This window comes from Mycolicibacterium tokaiense (genome assembly GCF_010725885.1).
Classification (GTDB): domain Bacteria; phylum Actinomycetota; class Actinomycetes; order Mycobacteriales; family Mycobacteriaceae; genus Mycobacterium; species Mycobacterium tokaiense.
In genome coordinates this window covers 4,069,356-4,085,328 of sequence record NZ_AP022600.1, presented here as the reverse complement: position 1 = coordinate 4,085,328, position 15,973 = coordinate 4,069,356, and the positions used below count along the sequence as shown (strand labels likewise).

Here is a 15,973-nt window from a genome sequence, read left to right as displayed (position 1 = left end):
TTCTGTTGTGTTTCCGCCAAGTGAACGCACACGCCGGAAGCGTTACGCTCGTGTTTCATCGTTGCTGGACAGCAAAATTGACGCAGATCTGCGAGACTGTAACGCCCGCGGAATGCGCAATCTGCCTATCCCAACAGGGCGTCGACGAAGGCTCCCGGCTCGAAGGGAGCCAGGTCGTCGGCGCCTTCGCCGAGACCGACCAGCTTGACCGGGACCCCCAGCTCCTGTTGCACCCGGAACACGATGCCGCCCTTGGCGGTGCCGTCCAGCTTGGTCAGCACCACGCCGGTGATGTCGACCACGTCGGCGAATACGCGCGCCTGCGCCAGCCCGTTCTGCCCGATGGTGGCGTCGAGCACCAGCAACACCTCGTCGACCGCGGCGCGCTTGCCCACCACCCGCTTGACCTTGCCGAGCTCGTCCATCAGGCCCACCTTGTTGTGCAGCCGGCCGGCGGTGTCGATGACCACCACGTCGGCCCCGCGCTCGATGCCCTTGTCGACGGCGTCGAACGCCACCGACGCCGGATCGGCGCCCTCCGGGCCGCGGACCACCTCGGCACCCACCCGGGACGCCCAGGTCTGCAGCTGGTCGGCAGCAGCCGCGCGGAACGTGTCGGCCGCCCCGAGCACCACCCGGCGGCCGTCGGCGACCAGCACCCGCGCCAGCTTGCCGACCGTGGTCGTCTTGCCCGTGCCGTTGACACCGACCACCAGCAGCACCGATGGGGCGTCGGCGTGCGGCAGGGCCCTGATGGAGCGGTCGAACTCCGGGTGCAGTTCGGCGATCAGCGCGTCACGCAGCACCTGGCGGGCGTCGGCGTCGGTGCGCACCCCGGCGGTGGCCAGCCTGGCGCGTAGCGCGGCCATCACCGACGCGGTCACCACCGGGCCCAGATCGGCGATCAGCAGCGTGTCCTCGACCTCTTCCCAGGAGTCCTCGTCGAGGTCGCCACCGCCGAGCAGGCCGAGAACACTGCGTCCCAACGCGTTCTGGGACTTGGCCAGCCGGCCGCGCAGACGTTCGAGCCGGCCGTCGACGGGCGCGATGGTGTCCAGTACCGGCGCAGGGGCGGCCTCGGGTTCAGGGGTGGGCTCGGGTTCAGGGGTGGGCTCGGGCTCCGGCGCGGCCTCGGGCGCGGGCGGTTCGGTGGGTTCGGCTGGCTTTATGGTGTCCGGTTCGGGAAGCTGTACGTCAGCGATCGATCGTTTGGGAGCGTCTCGCGGGACCGTGGCATCGTCCCCGACCGCGGGCAGCCCGTCGGTGTCGATGCGTTCGGCGGGCCGCACCTGCTCCGGAGCAGGTGGGGCGGACTGGCTGAACGTGATCCCCGATGTGGCGGTGTAACCACCCGACCGGTCGATCTGATCGGTGCTCTCCGGAGGCGCCGACAGGCTGATGCGCCGCCGTCGGTAGCGCACCAGCCCGACGACCAGTGCAGTGACGAGCAGAACGGCGATGACCGCGATTGCGATCCAGAGACCTTCAGACACCGGGTCATTGTCCCAAAGCGGGTATGACGTGACGATGCCGCCCGAGCTACCCAGCGTCCGCAAGTTGCGCCACATCGACGCCTGCCTGACCGGTGCCGTGGAGTACACCGAGGTGACCACGGGTTTCGAGCGCTACCGACTGCCCTACAACGCGCTCACCCAGACCAGCTTGAGCGCCGTGAACCTCGAGACGGTGTTCCTCGAGGCTCCGTTGAGCGTGCCCCTGCTGGTGGGCGCGATGACCGGCGGGGCGGAGTTGGCGCAGACCATCAACCGCAACCTGGCTGCGGCGGCTCAGCAGTGCGGGGTGGGCATGATGCTGGGCTCGCAGCGGATCATGATCGACGACGAGGCGGCCACCGGCAGTTTCGACGTCCGCGACGTGGCACCTGACGTCCTGCTGATCGGCAACATCGGCCTGGCCCAGCTGCAGCCGGCGATGATCCCGTACCTGTCGAAAGCGCTGGCCCGGGTGGGCGCCGACGCGCTGGCAGTGCACACCAACCCGCTGCAGGAGGCGATCCAGGCCGGCGGCGACACCGACTTCACCGGGTCGCTGTCGCAGCTGCTGGAGCTGGCGTCGTCGTTCGACTACCCCGTCCTGGTCAAAGAGGTGGGCCACGGGATCGGCGCGGGAGCGGCCCGCCTGTTGCGCGGCAGCCGGATCGCCGCCGTCGACGTGGCCGGGGCCGGCGGCACATCCTGGGCCAAGGTCGAACAGCTGGTCCGCTACGGCGAGGTCCGCTACCCGGCGCTGGCCGAGTGGGGTGTCCCGACCGCACAGGCGCTGCTGGAGGTGCAGCAGGAACTGCCCGGTGTGCCGGTGATCGCCTCCGGCGGGGTGCGGACCGGGATGGACGCCGCCAAGGCGCTGGCCATGGGGGCCAGTGTGGTGGCGGTGGCCCGCCCGCTGCTGGCGCCTGCGGTGCAGTCGGTGGACGCCGTGGTGGACTGGCTGGGCGCCTTCATCGAGGAGTTACGGGTGTGCCTGCACGGCTGCGGCGCTGCGACGCTGGGGCAGCTGCGTGAGTCCGGGGTCAGCCCGATCCCGTCCTGACCAACTCGTCGCCGCGCATCCGCTGCGAGATCACCTGGGTGATGCCGTCACCCTGCATGGTGACGCCGTACAGCGCGTCGGCGATCTCCATGGTCGGCTTCTGGTGGGTGATGACGATCAGCTGCGACTTCTCCCGCAGCTGCTCGAACAGCCCGAGCAACCGGCGCAGGTTCACATCGTCGAGCGCGGCCTCCACCTCGTCCATCACGTAGAACGGGGACGGCCGGGCCCGGAAGATGGCCACCAGCATCGCCACCGCGGTCAGCGACTTCTCGCCGCCGGACAGCAGCGACAGCCGCTTGACCTTCTTGCCGGGAGGCCGGGCCTCGACCTCGACACCGGTGGTCAGCATGTCGCCGGGATCGGTCAGCAGCAGTCGGCCCTCGCCGCCCGGGAACAGCGAGGAGAACACCTGCTCGAATTCCCGCTCGACGTCGGCGTAGGCCTCGGTGAACACCTGCAGGATGCGGGCGTCGACGTCTTCGACCACATCCAGCAGGTCCTTGCGCGCGGCCTTGACGTCCTCGAGCTGGGTGGACAGGAAGTTGTACCGCTCCTCCAGCGCCGCGAACTCCTCCAGCGCCAGCGGATTCACCCGGCCCAGCTCGCGCAGTTCCTTCTCGGCACGCTTGGCGCGGCGTTCCTGGGTGTCGCGGTCATACGGCATCGGCACCGGCGCGCTCACCTGCTCACCGCGTTCGCGCGCCTGCTCGTACTCGGCCATCTCCAGCTCCGACGGCGGCAACCCGGTCTGCGGGCCGTACTCGGCCACCAGATCGCCGGGCGCCATCCCGAACTGCTCGAGGATGGACTGCTCCAGCTGTTCGACGCGCATGGCGGCCTGCGCCTTGGCCACCTCGTCACGGTGCAGCGCGTCGGTGAGCGTGGTGATCCGATTCTTCAGCGCATCCACTTCCTCTCGGGCAGCGGCCATGGCCGCCACCCGCTGCTGACGCTCGGCGGCCAGTTGGTCCCGGGTGGCCGACGCCACCGCCACCACGGCCGCCAACCGCGCCGCCAGGGTGCGGCCGGATTCCGCCACCGCGGCCGCGATGGTGGCCGCGTGCTCACGCGCCGCCCGCGCCCGCTGCGCCCGGACCCGCGCCTCGCGTTCGGTGGCGGCCGCGCGTCGCAGCGAATCAGCCCGTCCGCGAACAGCATTGGCGCGCTCTTCGGCGGTGCGCACCGCCAGCCGCGCCTCCACCTCCGCTGAGCGCACGGTATCCACCACCGCGGTCAGACGCTCGCGGTCGACGGGCTCGTCGGTCGGGGTGACCCGGATGTCCTGGGCGGCGTGTAGCCGCTCCTCGAGTTCGGTGAGCTCGGCGACTGTCTGCTCACGGCTGGCCTCGAGTTCCTCGCGCTGCTTGATCTGGCGGTGCCAGTCTCCTTCGGCGTTGCGGGCGTCCACGCCGAGGCGGCCGAGCTGTTCGTAGATCTGCGAGATGGCCGCGTCTGACTCGTTGAGCGCGGCCAGCGCCTGCTCGGCGGCGTCCTGGCGCGCGGACTGCTCGGCGGTGGCACCCGAGAGCGCCGCGGTCAGTTCGGCGACCTGCTTTTCGGCAGCCACCAATTCGGCTCGGGCCTTGTCGATTTCGGAGGTTATCTCCAGTGTGCTCGGTTGACGGTCCGACCCGCCGCTCACCCAGCCCGGGCCCACCAGGTCGCCCTCGCGGGTCACCGCGCGCAACTGAGCATGCCGGGACACCACGTCCAGGGCGGCGGCGAGGTCCTCGACCACCACCACTCCGGTCAGCAGTGCGGTCAGCCCGCCGCGCAGTCGCGCCGGCAGGTCCACCAGCTCCAGCGCCCACCGCGCACCCGCGGGCAGGTCGGCCAGCTGCGGGGAGGTGGGCTCGGGCCAGTCCCCCAGCACGATGGCAGCGCGGCCACCGTCGGCGTCCTTGAGCGCGGCCACCGCGGAGCGGGCCGCGTCGAAGTCCTCGGCGGCCAGGGCGTCGGCCGCGGCTCCCAGCACCGTTGCCAGTGCCACCTCGTATCCGGCGTGCACCTTCATGAGAGTGGCGACGGAGCCGAAAAAGCCTGTACCGCCGTGGTTTTCAACGAGCCAGGCGGCCCCGTCGCGACGCTTGAGCCCGACTGCGAGCGCGTCGATCCTGGCCTGCAGGGACACCACCTGGCGTTCGGCAGCGCGTTCGGCAGCCTGCAGCTCGGCCACCCGCTCATCGGCCAGGCGTAACGCGCTGACGGTGCGGTCGTGCTGCTCGTCGAGGCCTGCCTCGCTCTGATCGAGTTCCCCGACCTGGCCCTGCACCGTCTCGAAGTCGGCCTGCGCCTGCTGGAACCGCCGACCCGCCTCGTCGATGCCCTCGGTCAGCCGCGCCACCCGCTCGTCGGTGGATTCGACGCGCGCCCGCATGGTCTCCACCTGACCCGCCAGCCGCGCCAGCCCTTCCCGGCGGTCGGCCTCGGCCCGGACGGCGGCCAGGTGCTCACGCTCGGCCTCGGCGGCTGCGGACTCGGCGTCGGCGAGCTCCTCGCGGGCGGCTTCCAGCCGGGCCCGGGTCTCGGCGAGTTCGGCCAGCAGCTGCTGTTCCAGCTCGGCCACCTCGTCGGCCTGTGCTTCGAGCTCGTCGGGATCCTGGCCGCCGCTGTGCACCGGCTCGGTCTCCAACAACTGGGTTCGCTCGGTGGCGATGCGGACGGTGGCGCTGACCCGCTCGGCCAGCGCGGAGAGCCGGAACCAGGTCTGCTGCGCGCGTTCGGCCCGCTCCGTGAGGCTGCTCACGGCCGTCTCGTGCTCGGTGAGCTCGTCGGTGGCCACCGCCAGCCGCTCGGCGGCCTCCTCGTGTTCCTTGCGCAGCGTGGCCTCGGTGCCGCCCACGCCGTCGAACTCGGCCTGCCGGCGGACCAGGTCATCGGCGGCCAGCCGCAGCCGGGCGTCGCGCAGGTCGGCCTGGATGGTCTGGGCGCGACGGGCCATCTCGGCCTGGCGGCCCAGAGGCTTGAGCTGGCGACGCAGTTCGGTGGTGAGGTCGGTCAACCGGGCCAGGTTCGCCGCCATGGCGTCGAGCTTGCGGACCGCCTTCTCTTTGCGCTTGCGGTGTTTGAGCACACCGGCGGCTTCCTCGATGAAGGCCCGGCGGTCTTCGGGCCGGGACTCCAGGATCTGCGAGAGTCGGCCCTGGCCGACGATGACGTGCATCTCACGGCCGATGCCGGAGTCCGAGAGCAGTTCCTGGACGTCCATCAGGCGGCAACTGCTGCCGTTGATCTCGTACTCCCCGGCGCCGTCGCGGAACATCCGCCGGGTGATCGACACCTCGGAGTATTCGATGGGCAGGGCGTTGTCGGAGTTGTCGATGGTCAGGGTGACCTCGGCGCGGCCCAACGGCGCCCGGGTGGACGTGCCGGCGAAGATGACGTCCTCCATCTTGCCGCCGCGCAGGGTCTTGGCACCCTGTTCCCCCATCACCCAGGTCAGCGCGTCGACGACGTTCGACTTGCCGGACCCGTTGGGCCCGACGACGCAGGTGATGCCGGGTTCCAACCGCAGAGTCGTCGGCGACGCAAAGGACTTGAAGCCCTTCAACGTCAGACTCTTCAGGTGCATGGCGTGCCAGATTACCTCTACCGCTCGCTGAAGCCCCGGATCAGCTCACCCGGGGCCGACCAGTCGGCCACCACGGTGTCCACCCGGCCGGGCGTGTGCTCGCCACGCAGCAACGCCAGCAGTTGCTCGGCCGCAGCTCGCGGCCCCTGGGCCACCACCAGCACGCGGCCGTCGTCCTGGTTCTTGGCGTAGCCGGTCAGCCCCAATTCCAGCGCCCGGGACCGGGTCCACCAGCGGAAACCCACTCCCTGGACATGGCCGTGCACCCAGGCGGTCAGCCTGACGTGCTCGGTGCCGTCCTGGGTCATGGCCGCTTGTCGGCGATCTCGAAGGTGACCTCGGTGCCTGATTTCAGCGTGCGGCCCACGGTGCACACCTGATCGATGGCCCGGTTGACCACGGTGCGCACCCGGTCGGCGTCGGCCTCGGACAGACCGGACAGGTCGATCTCCAGCACCTCCTGCAGCAGCGGGTAGCGCTCCTGCTCGCGGTCCGGCGGGCCGGACACCTTGATGGTGGCCTGGTAGTCGCCGCCGAGACGGCGCGCCAGCGGCACGTCGCTGGACATCCCGCTGCACGCGGCCAGCGCGATCTTGAGCAGTTCACCGGGGGTGAAGACACCCTCGACGTCCTCGGAGCCGATCAGCACCTCGGCCCCGCGCGAGCTCTTCCCCGTGTAGCGCCGCCCACCCGTGCGCTCCACCCACAGTTCGGTCATGTGTGTTTCTCTTCTCCTCGGCGCGAGCGTGCGCGTTTGTACGGGACACGCCGGGCAAACGTGTGCAGACACGCACGCTCGGCGTAGGGGTCAACCACGGGGACGGGGCTGGCATTTCGGGCAGTAGAACGAGGACCGGTTCATGAACTTGTCCCGGCGCATCACCGCCCCGCAGCGGCGGCACGGCAGGCCTTCGCGGCCGTAGGCATCCAGTGACCGGTCGAAGTAGCCCGACTCGCCGTTGACGTTCACATAGAGCGAATCGAAGGACGTGCCACCGTAGCCCAGCGCGTCGGTCATCACATCGCGGGCGTGGTCGAGGATGCGGGCCAGCGTCGGCTTGGTCAACTTCTCGGCGATGCGCGCGCCGTTGACCTTGGCCCGCCACAGCGCCTCGTCGGCGTAGATGTTGCCGATCCCGGACACCACGGTCTGGTCCAGCAGCTGGCGCTTGATCTCGGAGTGCTTGCCGCGCAACACGTCCACCACACCGGCGCGGTCGAACAGCGGGTCCAGCGGGTCCCGGGCGATGTGCGCCACCACCTCGGGCACGTCGGTGCCATCGACGGTGGTCAGCTCGGTCAGCATCCAGCCGCCGAAGGTGCGCTGATCCACGAAACTCAGCGCGGTGCCGTCATCCAGCAGCGCGGCGATGCGCAGGTGCTCGGCTCGTTTCACCGGCCCGAGCAGCATCTGCCCGCTCATCCCGAGGTGCACCACCAGAGCCTCGCCGCTGCCGAGGGTGAGCCACAGGTACTTGCCGCGCCTGCCGGTCCCGGTGATCTCGTTGTCCAGCAGGCGAGCGGTCAGGTCGGCGGGGCCGGCCTCGTGGCGGCGCACCGCCCGGGGGTGGTTGACGCGCACGGCGGTGACGGTCTTGCCGGCGACGTGCGCCTGCAGTCCCCGGCGCACCACCTCGACCTCGGGGAGTTCAGGCATCCGGTTCTTGGGCCTTGATGGCCTCGTAGGCCTGTTCCGCCGCGTTCTGCTCAGCTTCCTTCTTGGACCGGCCGGTGCCGGTGCCGTATTCGATGTCGGAGACGACCACGGTGGCGGTGAACACCTTGTCGTGGTCGGGCCCGATGGAGGACACCGAGTAGCTGGGTGATCCGAGAACCCTGGAGGCGCTCAGCTCTTGCAGGCTGGTTTTCCAGTCCAGCCCGGCGCCGCGGTCGGGTGCACCGTCGATCAGCGCGCCGAACAGCCGCAGGATCACTTTGCGGGCGGTGTCGATGCCGTGCTGCAGGTACACCGCGCCCAGCAGCGATTCCATGCCGTCGGCCAGGATGCTCGACTTGTCGGCTCCGCCGGTGTTGAGCTCGCCGCGCCCGAGCAGCAGATAGAAACCCAGTCCGTGCTCGGTGAGCCGCCGCGCCACCGCGGCGAGCGCCTGGGTGCGCACCACGTAGGCCCGCAGCTTGGCGAGGTCGCCCTCGGCCCGGTCCGGGTGGCGGTGGTAGAGCTCGTCGGTGACCGTGAGCCCCAGTACCGCGTCGCCGAGGAACTCGAGCCGTTCGTTGGTGGGCAGGCCACCATGCTCGTAGGCGTAGCTGCGGTGGGTCAGTGCCAGTGTCAACAGGTCAGGGTCCAGGTCGACCCCGAGCGCCTCGATCAGCGGCTGACGGTCCTCGGGTTGGGTCACTGCGTGCGTTCACCGCCTTCGGGAAGGAACTCGGTGAGCTTGGCCCAGCGCGGGTCGATCACGTCGTGGTGGTGGTCGGGCTCCGCGGTGGCCAGCGGCACGCCGCAGGTCTGGCAGAGTCCGGGGCAGTCCGGCGAGCACAAGGGGGCCAGCGGCAGCGCCAGGCCCACGGCGTCGACGATGGACTGTTCGAGGTCGATGGTGTCGTCGATGACGTGGCCCACCTCGTCGTCTTCGGTGGTGGCCTCGGTGGTGCTGTCGGGGTAGGCGAACAGTTCGGTGAGCTCGATGGCCACGTCCCCGGACACCGGTTCGAGACACCGCGCGCATTCACCGGCTGTCGGAGCCTCGACGGTGCCCGTCACCAGGACTCCTTCGGAGACCGATTGCAGGTCCAGATCGAGGTGCAGCGGGGCGCCCTGCTGGATCGCGATCAGGTCGAGGCCGATGCGCGACGGACTGGGCACCGTCTGGTCGACGTGCATCATGGAGCCGGGTCGCCGTCCCAGCCGGGCGATATCGAGGGTCAGCACCGAGGGTGGCTGTCGATGCGCTGCCGCGGTGGTGGCCGCCGCTTTTTTCGCTCCAGACATGACCGCGAGTCTACGGCGCGGCAACCCCGGGTCGTGTCAGCGCTGCGCGTAGTCGTGCGTGCCGGCGGCGGTGCGCAGCTGGTGGCGGCCGCGCCCGACGGAACGCAGTGTCCCGTTGAGGTAGTCCTCGAACTCGGCGAGCTTGCTGTCGACGTAGATGTCGCACTCGCCGCGCAGCCGGTCCGCCTCGGCGTGGGCAGTGTCGATCAGCCGGGCCGATTCTGCCTGCGCGGACTGCACCACCTCGGTCTGGGACACCAGCCGCTGCTGTTCTTTGATGCCTTCCTGGACGGCCTTCTCGTAGGAGATGTTGCCGCTCTCGACCAGGCGGTCGGCCTCGGCCTTGGCGCGCCCGACAGCGGTCTCGTAGTCACGCTTGGCGTTGGCGGCCAACCGGTTCGCTTCTTCGCGGGCCTCGCCGACCATGCGTTCGCAGTGCGCGCGCGCTTCGGCGACCATGCGGTCCGCCTGCGACTTCGCCTCGGCCAGCAGCCGGTCGGCTTCCCCACGGGCATGGCCCAGCGTGGAGTCGGCTTCCGCGGTGGCCGAGGCCACCATGCCGTCGGCGTGCTGCTTGGCGTCACGCAACATGGTGTCGCGGGCGTCCAGCACATCCTGGGCGTCGTCGAGTTCGCCGGGGATGGCGTCCTTGATGTCGTCGATGAGTTCGAGGACGTCGCCCCGGGGGACCACGCAGCCCGCCGTCATCGGCACGCCGCGCGCCTCTTCGACGATGGCACCCAACTCGTCGAGCGCTTCAAATACTCGGTACACAGCGCACACCCTTCAGGTCTCCCAAGACGAACTGTTGTGACAAGTGTGCCTGCTGTTACGCCTGTGACTGCGCATGCTCGGCCCGGTGTGTCGCCTCTTCTGTGCGTCAGCGCCCCAATTTGTCCCGCAACCGGACATTGACCGGACCCGGCAGCAGATCTGTGACGTCGCCGCCCAGCGCTGCCACCTCCTTGGCCAGGGAGGAGGACACGTAGGAATACTGCGGCGTGGTGGCCACGAAGAAGGTGTCCACCCCGGCCACGTGCCGGTTCATCTGCGCCATCTGCAGCTCGTATTCGAAGTCGGTACCGCTACGCAGCCCTTTGACGATCGCGGTCAGGCCACGGGCCTTGACGAAATCGACCACCAGCCCCTGGCCGGATTCGGCCCGCAGGTTGGGCAGGTGCGTGGTGCACTCCTCGATCAGCGCGATGCGCTCGTCGAGGGTGAACATGCCCTTCTTGTTGGGGTTCACCAGGACGGCCACCACCACCTCGTCGAACTGCGCCGCGGCGCGCTCGAAGATGTCGAGGTGGCCGAGGGTGATGGGGTCGAACGATCCTGGGCACACGGCGCCGGTCATGGGTCCCGACGCTAGCACCGCCCTAGTTTCGTTCGGCCATCTCGACGCGGGTGTCCCCGTAAGTGCGAGCCCGCCACACGTCCCAGCCCGCGGGCCAGGTGATCGGCCCGCTGCCGGCCGGCCGCTCCACGACCATCACCGTTCCCGTTGTGGCCCAACGGTTCTGATCGAGCATGCCGATCACCGCCTCCATTTCGGCAGTACTGACCTCATACGGCGGGTCGGCGAACACCAGGTCCACCGGATGTCCGGATTCCCCGGCCAGCACGGTCTCGACAGCGCCCCGGCGCACCGTCGCGCCCGTGCTTCCCACGGTGGTTGCGTTGGCGCTGATCACGGCCGCAGCCCGGGCGTCGCGCTCGACGAACAACGCCGAGTCGGCGCCGCGCGACAACGCTTCGAGCCCCAGTGCACCCGAGCCCGCATAGAGGTCGAGCACGGTGAGCCCGGTGAAGTCCAGCCGCGCCGCCAGCACGTTGAACAGCGACTCACGCACCCGGTCGGTGGTCGGCCGGGTGCCTTTCGGCGGCACCGTCAGACGCCTGCCGCCGGCGGATCCGCCGATGATGCGGGTCAGTTGACCACCACCAGGAGGTCGCCGCCTTCGACCTGGGCGGTGTCGGCGACGGCGACGCGGGCCACGGTGCCGGCCTTGGGGGCGGTGATGGCGGCCTCCATCTTCATCGCCTCGATGGTGGCGATGGTCTGTCCGGTCTCGATGGTGTCGCCGACGGCCACGGTGACGGTGACGACGCCGGCGAACGGCGCGGCGATCTGGTCAGGGTCGGTCTTGTCGGCCTTCTCCGCCGTGGGTACCTCGCTGGCGATGTTGCGGTCGCGCACCAGGATCGGTCGCAGCTGACCGTTGAGGATGCACATCACGGTCCGCATGCCGCGCTCGTCGGCATCGGAAATGGCTTCCAACCCGATCAGCAGTTCCACGCCCTTCTCCAGCGCCACCCGGTGCTCGTCACCTTGGCGCAGCCCGTAGAAGAACTGGTTGGCCGACAGCTGGCTGGTGTCGCCGTAGAGCTCGCGGTGGGCGTCGAATTCCTTGGTGGGCCCGGGGAACAGCAGCCGGTTCAGCGTGGCCTGACGCTTGTCGCCCGGCTGGGCCAGCACCGCCTCGTCCTCATGGCTCAGCGGGGTTTCCGGCTTGGCCGGGCCCCGGCCGTCAAGAGCCAAGGTGCGCAACGGCTCCGGCCACCCACCCGCCGGGTCACCGAGCTCACCACGCAGGAACCCGACCACACTGTCGGGGATGTCATAGCGCGCCGGGTCAGCGGCGAACTCCTCGGCGGTGATGCCCGCACCCACCAGCGCCAGCGCCAGATCACCGACCACCTTCGAACTCGGGGTGACCTTGATCAACCGACCCAGACTGCGGTCGGCCGCAGCATAATTGGCTTCGATCTCCTCGAAACGGTCCCCGAAGCCCAGCGCGATGGCCTGCTGACGCAGATTGCTCAGCTGCCCACCCGGGATCTCGTGGGTATACACCCGACCCGTCGGAGAAGGCGGCCCACTGGCCGCAACATCAAAGGGCGCATAGACCTTGCGCAACGCCTCCCAGTACGGCTCCAGCTCACACACCGCACCCAGATCCAGACCGGTGTCGAACTCGGTGTGCGCGGCCGCGGCCACGATCGAGCTCAGCGCGGGCTGACTGGTGGTGCCCGCCAAGGGCGCCGCCGCCCCGTCGACGGCATCGGCGCCGGCCTGCCACGCCGCCAGATAGGTCGCCAACTGCCCACCCGGGGTGTCGTGGGTGTGCACATGCACCGGCAGGTCGAACCGGGACTTCAACGCCGACACCAAGGTCGCCGCCGCCGGTGCCCGCAGCAGGCCGGCCATGTCCTTGATCGCCAGCACATGCGCACCGGCGGAGACGATCTGCTCTGCCAGCCGCAAGTAGTAGTCCAGCGTGTAGAGGTCCTCGGCCGGGTTGGACAGATCCCCGGTGTAGGACATCGCCACCTCGGCGATGGTGGTGTTGGTCGCGCGCACCGCGTCGATGGCCGGGCGCATGGAGTCGATGTTGTTCAGAGCGTCGAAGATCCGGAAGATGTCCACACCCGTGGCAGCCGCCTCGTCGACAAACGCGGTAGTGACGATCTCCGGATACGGGGTGTAGCCCACCGTGTTGCGCCCCCGCAGCAGCATCTGCAGACAGATGTTGGGCATCGCCTCCCGCAGCGCGGCCAGCCGCTCCCACGGGTCCTCCTTCAGAAAGCGCAGCGCCACATCGTAGGTGGCCCCACCCCAGCACTCCACCGACAGCAGCTGCGGCATCATCCGCGCCACATACGGTGCCACCTTCAGCAGCCCCGTCGACCGCAACCGCGTCGCCAACAGTGACTGGTGCGCATCCCGGAACGTCGTGTCGGTGACCCCGACAGCCGGAGAATCCCTGAGCCACTGGGCAAAACCCTGCGGTCCGAGCTCCACCAGCTTCTGCTTGGAGCCTGCCGGCGGGTCCACCGTCAGGTCGAGCTGCGGCAGCTTGTCATGCGGGTACACCGTCGACGGGCGCTCACCATGCGGCTTGTTCACCGTCACATCGGCCAGATACGTCAGGATCTTGGTACCACGGTCAGCACTGGAACGCGCCGTCAACAACTCCGGGCGCTCATCGATGAAACTCGTCGTCACCCGTCCGGCCACGAAGTCCGGATCGTCGAGCACTGCCTGCAGGAACGGGATGTTGGTCGAGACCCCGCGGATACGGAACTCCGCCACCGCCCGCCGGGCCCGGCGCACCGCCGTGGAGAAGTCCCGGCCCCGACACGTCAGCTTCACCAGCATCGAATCGAAGTGCGCACTGACCTCCGCACCCACCTGGGTGCCGCCGTCCAGGCGGATCCCCGCACCACCGGGCGAGCGGTAGGCGGTGATGCGGCCGGTGTCCGGGCGGAACCCGTTCACCGGATCCTCGGTGGTGATGCGGCACTGCAGCGCCGCACCGTGCGGCACGATCGCCTCCTGGCTCAACCCGAGATCGGCCAGCGACGCCCCGGCGGCGATCCGCAACTGCGAGGACACCAGATCCACATCGGTGATCTCCTCGGTCACGGTGTGCTCCACCTGAATCCGCGGGTTCATCTCGATGAACACGTGGTTGCCGCGCTCGTCGAGCAGGAATTCCACCGTGCCGGCGCACGAGTAGCCGATCTGGCGGGCGAACGCCACCGCGTCGGCACAGATCCTGTCCCGCAACACCGGATCCAGATTCGGCGCCGGCGCCAGCTCGATCACCTTCTGATGGCGACGCTGCACACTGCAGTCCCGCTCGTAGAGGTGGATCACGTTGCCGTGGGTGTCGGCCAGGATCTGCACCTCGATGTGGCGCGGGTTGATCACCGCCTGCTCCAGGAACACCGTCGGGTCCCCGAACGCCGACTCCGCCTCCCGCGACGCCGCCTCGATGGCCTCCCGCAACGCAGCGGGCTCGGCCACCCGGCGCATCCCGCGACCACCACCACCGGCGACCGCCTTGACGAAGACCGGGAACTCCATGGACTGCGCCGCCGCCAGCAGCTCGTCGACATCGGCCGAGGGCGCCGAGGACGCGAGCACCGGCAGCCCCGCCTCCCGGGCGGCCGCGATCGCCCGCGACTTGTTCCCCGTGAGCTCGAGTACCTCCGCGCTCGGCCCCACGAACGTGATACCCGCCCGCGCGCACGCCGCCGCCAGATCCGGATTCTCCGACATGAAGCCATACCCCGGGTACACCGCATCAGCGCCGGCCGCCACCGCCGTGCCCACGATTTCTTCGACCGACAGGTACGCCCGCACCGGGTGACCCACCTCACCGATCTGATACGACTCATCGGCCTTCAACCGGTGCACCGAATTGCGGTCCTCATACGGGTAGACCGCCACCGTGCCGATCTTCAGCTCGTACGCCGCGCGGAACGCGCGGATGGCAATTTCACCACGATTGGCAACCAATACCTTGGAGAACACCTCAGCAACATACCTGAGACTTCACCGATAGCGAAAGGTGCCTGGCCAAATACCTTGTTCACTATCCTGTGAACCGTCGCTGGCAAATCTGCAAAGTTTGCGAACCAAACCCTTGGCAACAGTGACAAAAAGACAGGGGTGGCGAACACCGACCCGGACTCCCGGCAAACCGGCGAGATGGGCTCAGATCAGGGTGGACCAGTAAGCCCAGAACCGGACCAGGATCATCAGCACAACTGCGGTGAACCACAGCGCAACAAGAGACCAACGCCACTGGTACAGCACGCGCAACACCGGGTTACCCGCCAACGGCCGCAAGGCAATCGACGCCGAGACCACGAACAGCGGGATCATGATGGTCCACACCACCATGCAGTACGGGCACAGAGCGCCGATCCGGTACAGGCTCTGAAAGATCAGATAGTGCACAAAGGCGACGCCGAAGGTGTTGCCCAGCGCCAGGCCCACCCAGTACCACTGCGGTAGGCGCACCCGGGCCACCGCCAGCACGCCGGAGACGATCACCACGGCGAAGCCCACCAGCCCGATCAGCATGTTGGGGAAGCCGAAGGTCGAGGCCTGCGGCGTCACCATCACCGAACCGCAGGACAGTACCGGGTTCAGGCTGCACGACGGCACGTAGGACGGGTCGATCAGTAGTTCGATCTTCTCGATGGTCAGCGTTGCGGCGGCCGCCAGCCCGATGATGCCTGCGATCAGAATCCACAGCGCGCTGGGCCTGCCCACGGCCACGCCGGGACGGGGCTCCCGAGGCTCCGGTGGAGTCTCGGGCGTCACCTCGGCAGCCGGTACCGCAGTCACTGCGCTGTGGCGTCCAGGTTGGGAACGTCGCCGACGATCTCCTCGACCTTGGTGATCAGGTCTTCGGGAGTGCTGACCCGGTAGTCCTCACCGTTGAAGCGCACGGTCGGAGTGGAATTGACCCCGGCCGCCGCCGCCATGCCGTCCACCACGTCGTCGAAACTGCCGTTGTTGATGCATTCCGCGACATCGCCTGCGACACCGGCCTGGCGGGCGGTCTCGATCAGCGCGGCGTTGTCCGGCGCGGGCGAGCCCTCGTTGGGCTGGTTGGCGAACAGCGCACCGTGGAAACGCCGGAACGAATCCTTCATCGGGGTGGTGTCTTCCCGGGCCACGCAGTAGCCGGCATTACCGGACCGGGTCGAGTAGTTCTGGTTGATCGGGGAGTTCAGGATCGCGACCGAGTGGTAGTCGATGGCGATCGCACCGTTGTCCACCAACTTGTTCAGTGTCGGACCGAAAGCCTGCTCGAAGTTGCGGCAGGCCGGGCACTGGAAGTCTTCGAAGAGCGAGATGACGACCTTGGGGTCGCTGGTGCCCTCGTTGGTGATGACCTCCGGGGAAGCCACCCGCACCGCCTGCACTTCGCCACCGGCTTGCTTGTCGCTGGACATCACGATGTAGAGCACGAGTGCCACGGCGAAGACGACGACGACGGCGGTCAATCCGATCTGGATCGCCAGGTTGCGCTTGCGCTCCCCCGCCTTCAGGTCGTACTTGGCAGGTTTTTTGGGTTTGGTGGCCACAGGTG

At 68.8% G+C, this 15,973-nt stretch carries 14 protein-coding genes; 1 reads left to right on the top strand and 13 read right to left on the bottom strand.

The genetic code is table 11. The features are described 5' to 3' along the window. Positions 1-125: 125 nt before the first annotated feature. Positions 126-1,568 (bottom strand): signal recognition particle-docking protein FtsY, encoded by a 1,443-nt coding sequence (gene ftsY / locus G6N58_RS19900; RefSeq protein WP_115277556.1) that lies wholly within the window; start codon positions 1,566-1,568, stop codon positions 126-128. Between ftsY and fni the strand changes: the two genes are divergently transcribed. Next, positions 1,528-2,550: a type 2 isopentenyl-diphosphate Delta-isomerase gene (fni, locus tag G6N58_RS19895; RefSeq protein ID WP_068916342.1), complete on the top strand. Its 1,023-nt coding sequence runs from the start codon at positions 1,528-1,530 to the stop codon at positions 2,548-2,550. The genes ftsY and fni overlap by 41 nt on opposite strands. Here fni and smc read toward each other — a convergent pair. The 12 genes from smc to G6N58_RS19835 all read right to left on the bottom strand — a co-directional run bounded on the left by smc (position 2,531) and on the right by G6N58_RS19835 (position 15,968). Further along, a complete protein-coding gene (gene smc / locus G6N58_RS19890) occupies positions 2,531-6,124 on the bottom strand; it encodes a chromosome segregation protein SMC (RefSeq protein ID WP_115277557.1) in 3,594 nt (1,197 codons plus the stop codon). The two genes, fni and smc, sit on opposite strands and share 20 nt — an antisense overlap. A gap of 17 nt (positions 6,125-6,141) precedes the next feature. Beyond that, positions 6,142-6,432, bottom strand: coding sequence for an acylphosphatase (locus G6N58_RS19885; RefSeq protein ID WP_068916340.1), 291 nt, complete (start codon positions 6,430-6,432; stop codon positions 6,142-6,144). Next, a complete protein-coding gene (locus G6N58_RS19880; protein ID WP_115277558.1) occupies positions 6,429-6,842 on the bottom strand; it encodes an OsmC family protein in 414 nt (137 codons plus the stop codon). The genes G6N58_RS19885 and G6N58_RS19880 overlap by 4 nt, the downstream gene beginning before the upstream one ends. Positions 6,843-6,932: 90 nt before the next feature. Continuing rightward, entirely contained in the window at positions 6,933-7,781 is an 849-nt protein-coding gene (gene mutM, locus G6N58_RS19875) for a bifunctional DNA-formamidopyrimidine glycosylase/DNA-(apurinic or apyrimidinic site) lyase (RefSeq protein WP_115277559.1), read from the bottom strand. Then, positions 7,774-8,484, bottom strand: a complete 711-nt coding sequence (rnc, locus tag G6N58_RS19870) for a ribonuclease III (protein ID WP_068916337.1) — start codon at positions 8,482-8,484, stop codon at positions 7,774-7,776. The genes mutM and rnc overlap by 8 nt, the downstream gene beginning before the upstream one ends. Continuing rightward, positions 8,481-9,077: a YceD family protein gene (locus tag G6N58_RS19865; RefSeq protein ID WP_179968223.1), complete on the bottom strand. Its 597-nt coding sequence runs from the start codon at positions 9,075-9,077 to the stop codon at positions 8,481-8,483. Before G6N58_RS19865 ends, rnc begins: the two co-directional genes overlap by 4 nt. A gap of 36 nt (positions 9,078-9,113) precedes the next feature. After that, positions 9,114-9,851: a cell division protein SepIVA gene (gene sepIVA / locus G6N58_RS19860; protein WP_068916336.1), complete on the bottom strand. Its 738-nt coding sequence runs from the start codon at positions 9,849-9,851 to the stop codon at positions 9,114-9,116. 106 nt (positions 9,852-9,957) lie between these two features. Then, positions 9,958-10,434, bottom strand: a complete 477-nt coding sequence (gene coaD / locus G6N58_RS19855) for a pantetheine-phosphate adenylyltransferase (protein ID WP_115277560.1) — start codon at positions 10,432-10,434, stop codon at positions 9,958-9,960. A gap of 22 nt (positions 10,435-10,456) precedes the next feature. Further along, entirely contained in the window at positions 10,457-11,011 is a 555-nt protein-coding gene (rsmD, locus tag G6N58_RS19850) for a 16S rRNA (guanine(966)-N(2))-methyltransferase RsmD (protein WP_115277561.1), read from the bottom strand. Continuing rightward, positions 11,008-14,400 carry a pyruvate carboxylase gene (locus G6N58_RS19845; protein WP_115277562.1) on the bottom strand — a complete coding sequence of 1,131 codons (3,393 nt, stop codon included), beginning with the start codon at positions 14,398-14,400 and terminating at the stop codon, positions 11,008-11,010. The genes rsmD and G6N58_RS19845 overlap by 4 nt, the downstream gene beginning before the upstream one ends. Before the next feature lie 183 nt (positions 14,401-14,583). Then, complete coding sequence (locus G6N58_RS19840) at positions 14,584-15,222, bottom strand: vitamin K epoxide reductase family protein (protein ID WP_435406131.1); 639 nt, start codon at positions 15,220-15,222, stop codon at positions 14,584-14,586. Further along, positions 15,219-15,968: a DsbA family protein gene (locus tag G6N58_RS19835; RefSeq protein ID WP_068916333.1), complete on the bottom strand. Its 750-nt coding sequence runs from the start codon at positions 15,966-15,968 to the stop codon at positions 15,219-15,221. Before G6N58_RS19835 ends, G6N58_RS19840 begins: the two co-directional genes overlap by 4 nt. Between the last annotated feature and the right edge of the window lie 5 nt (positions 15,969-15,973).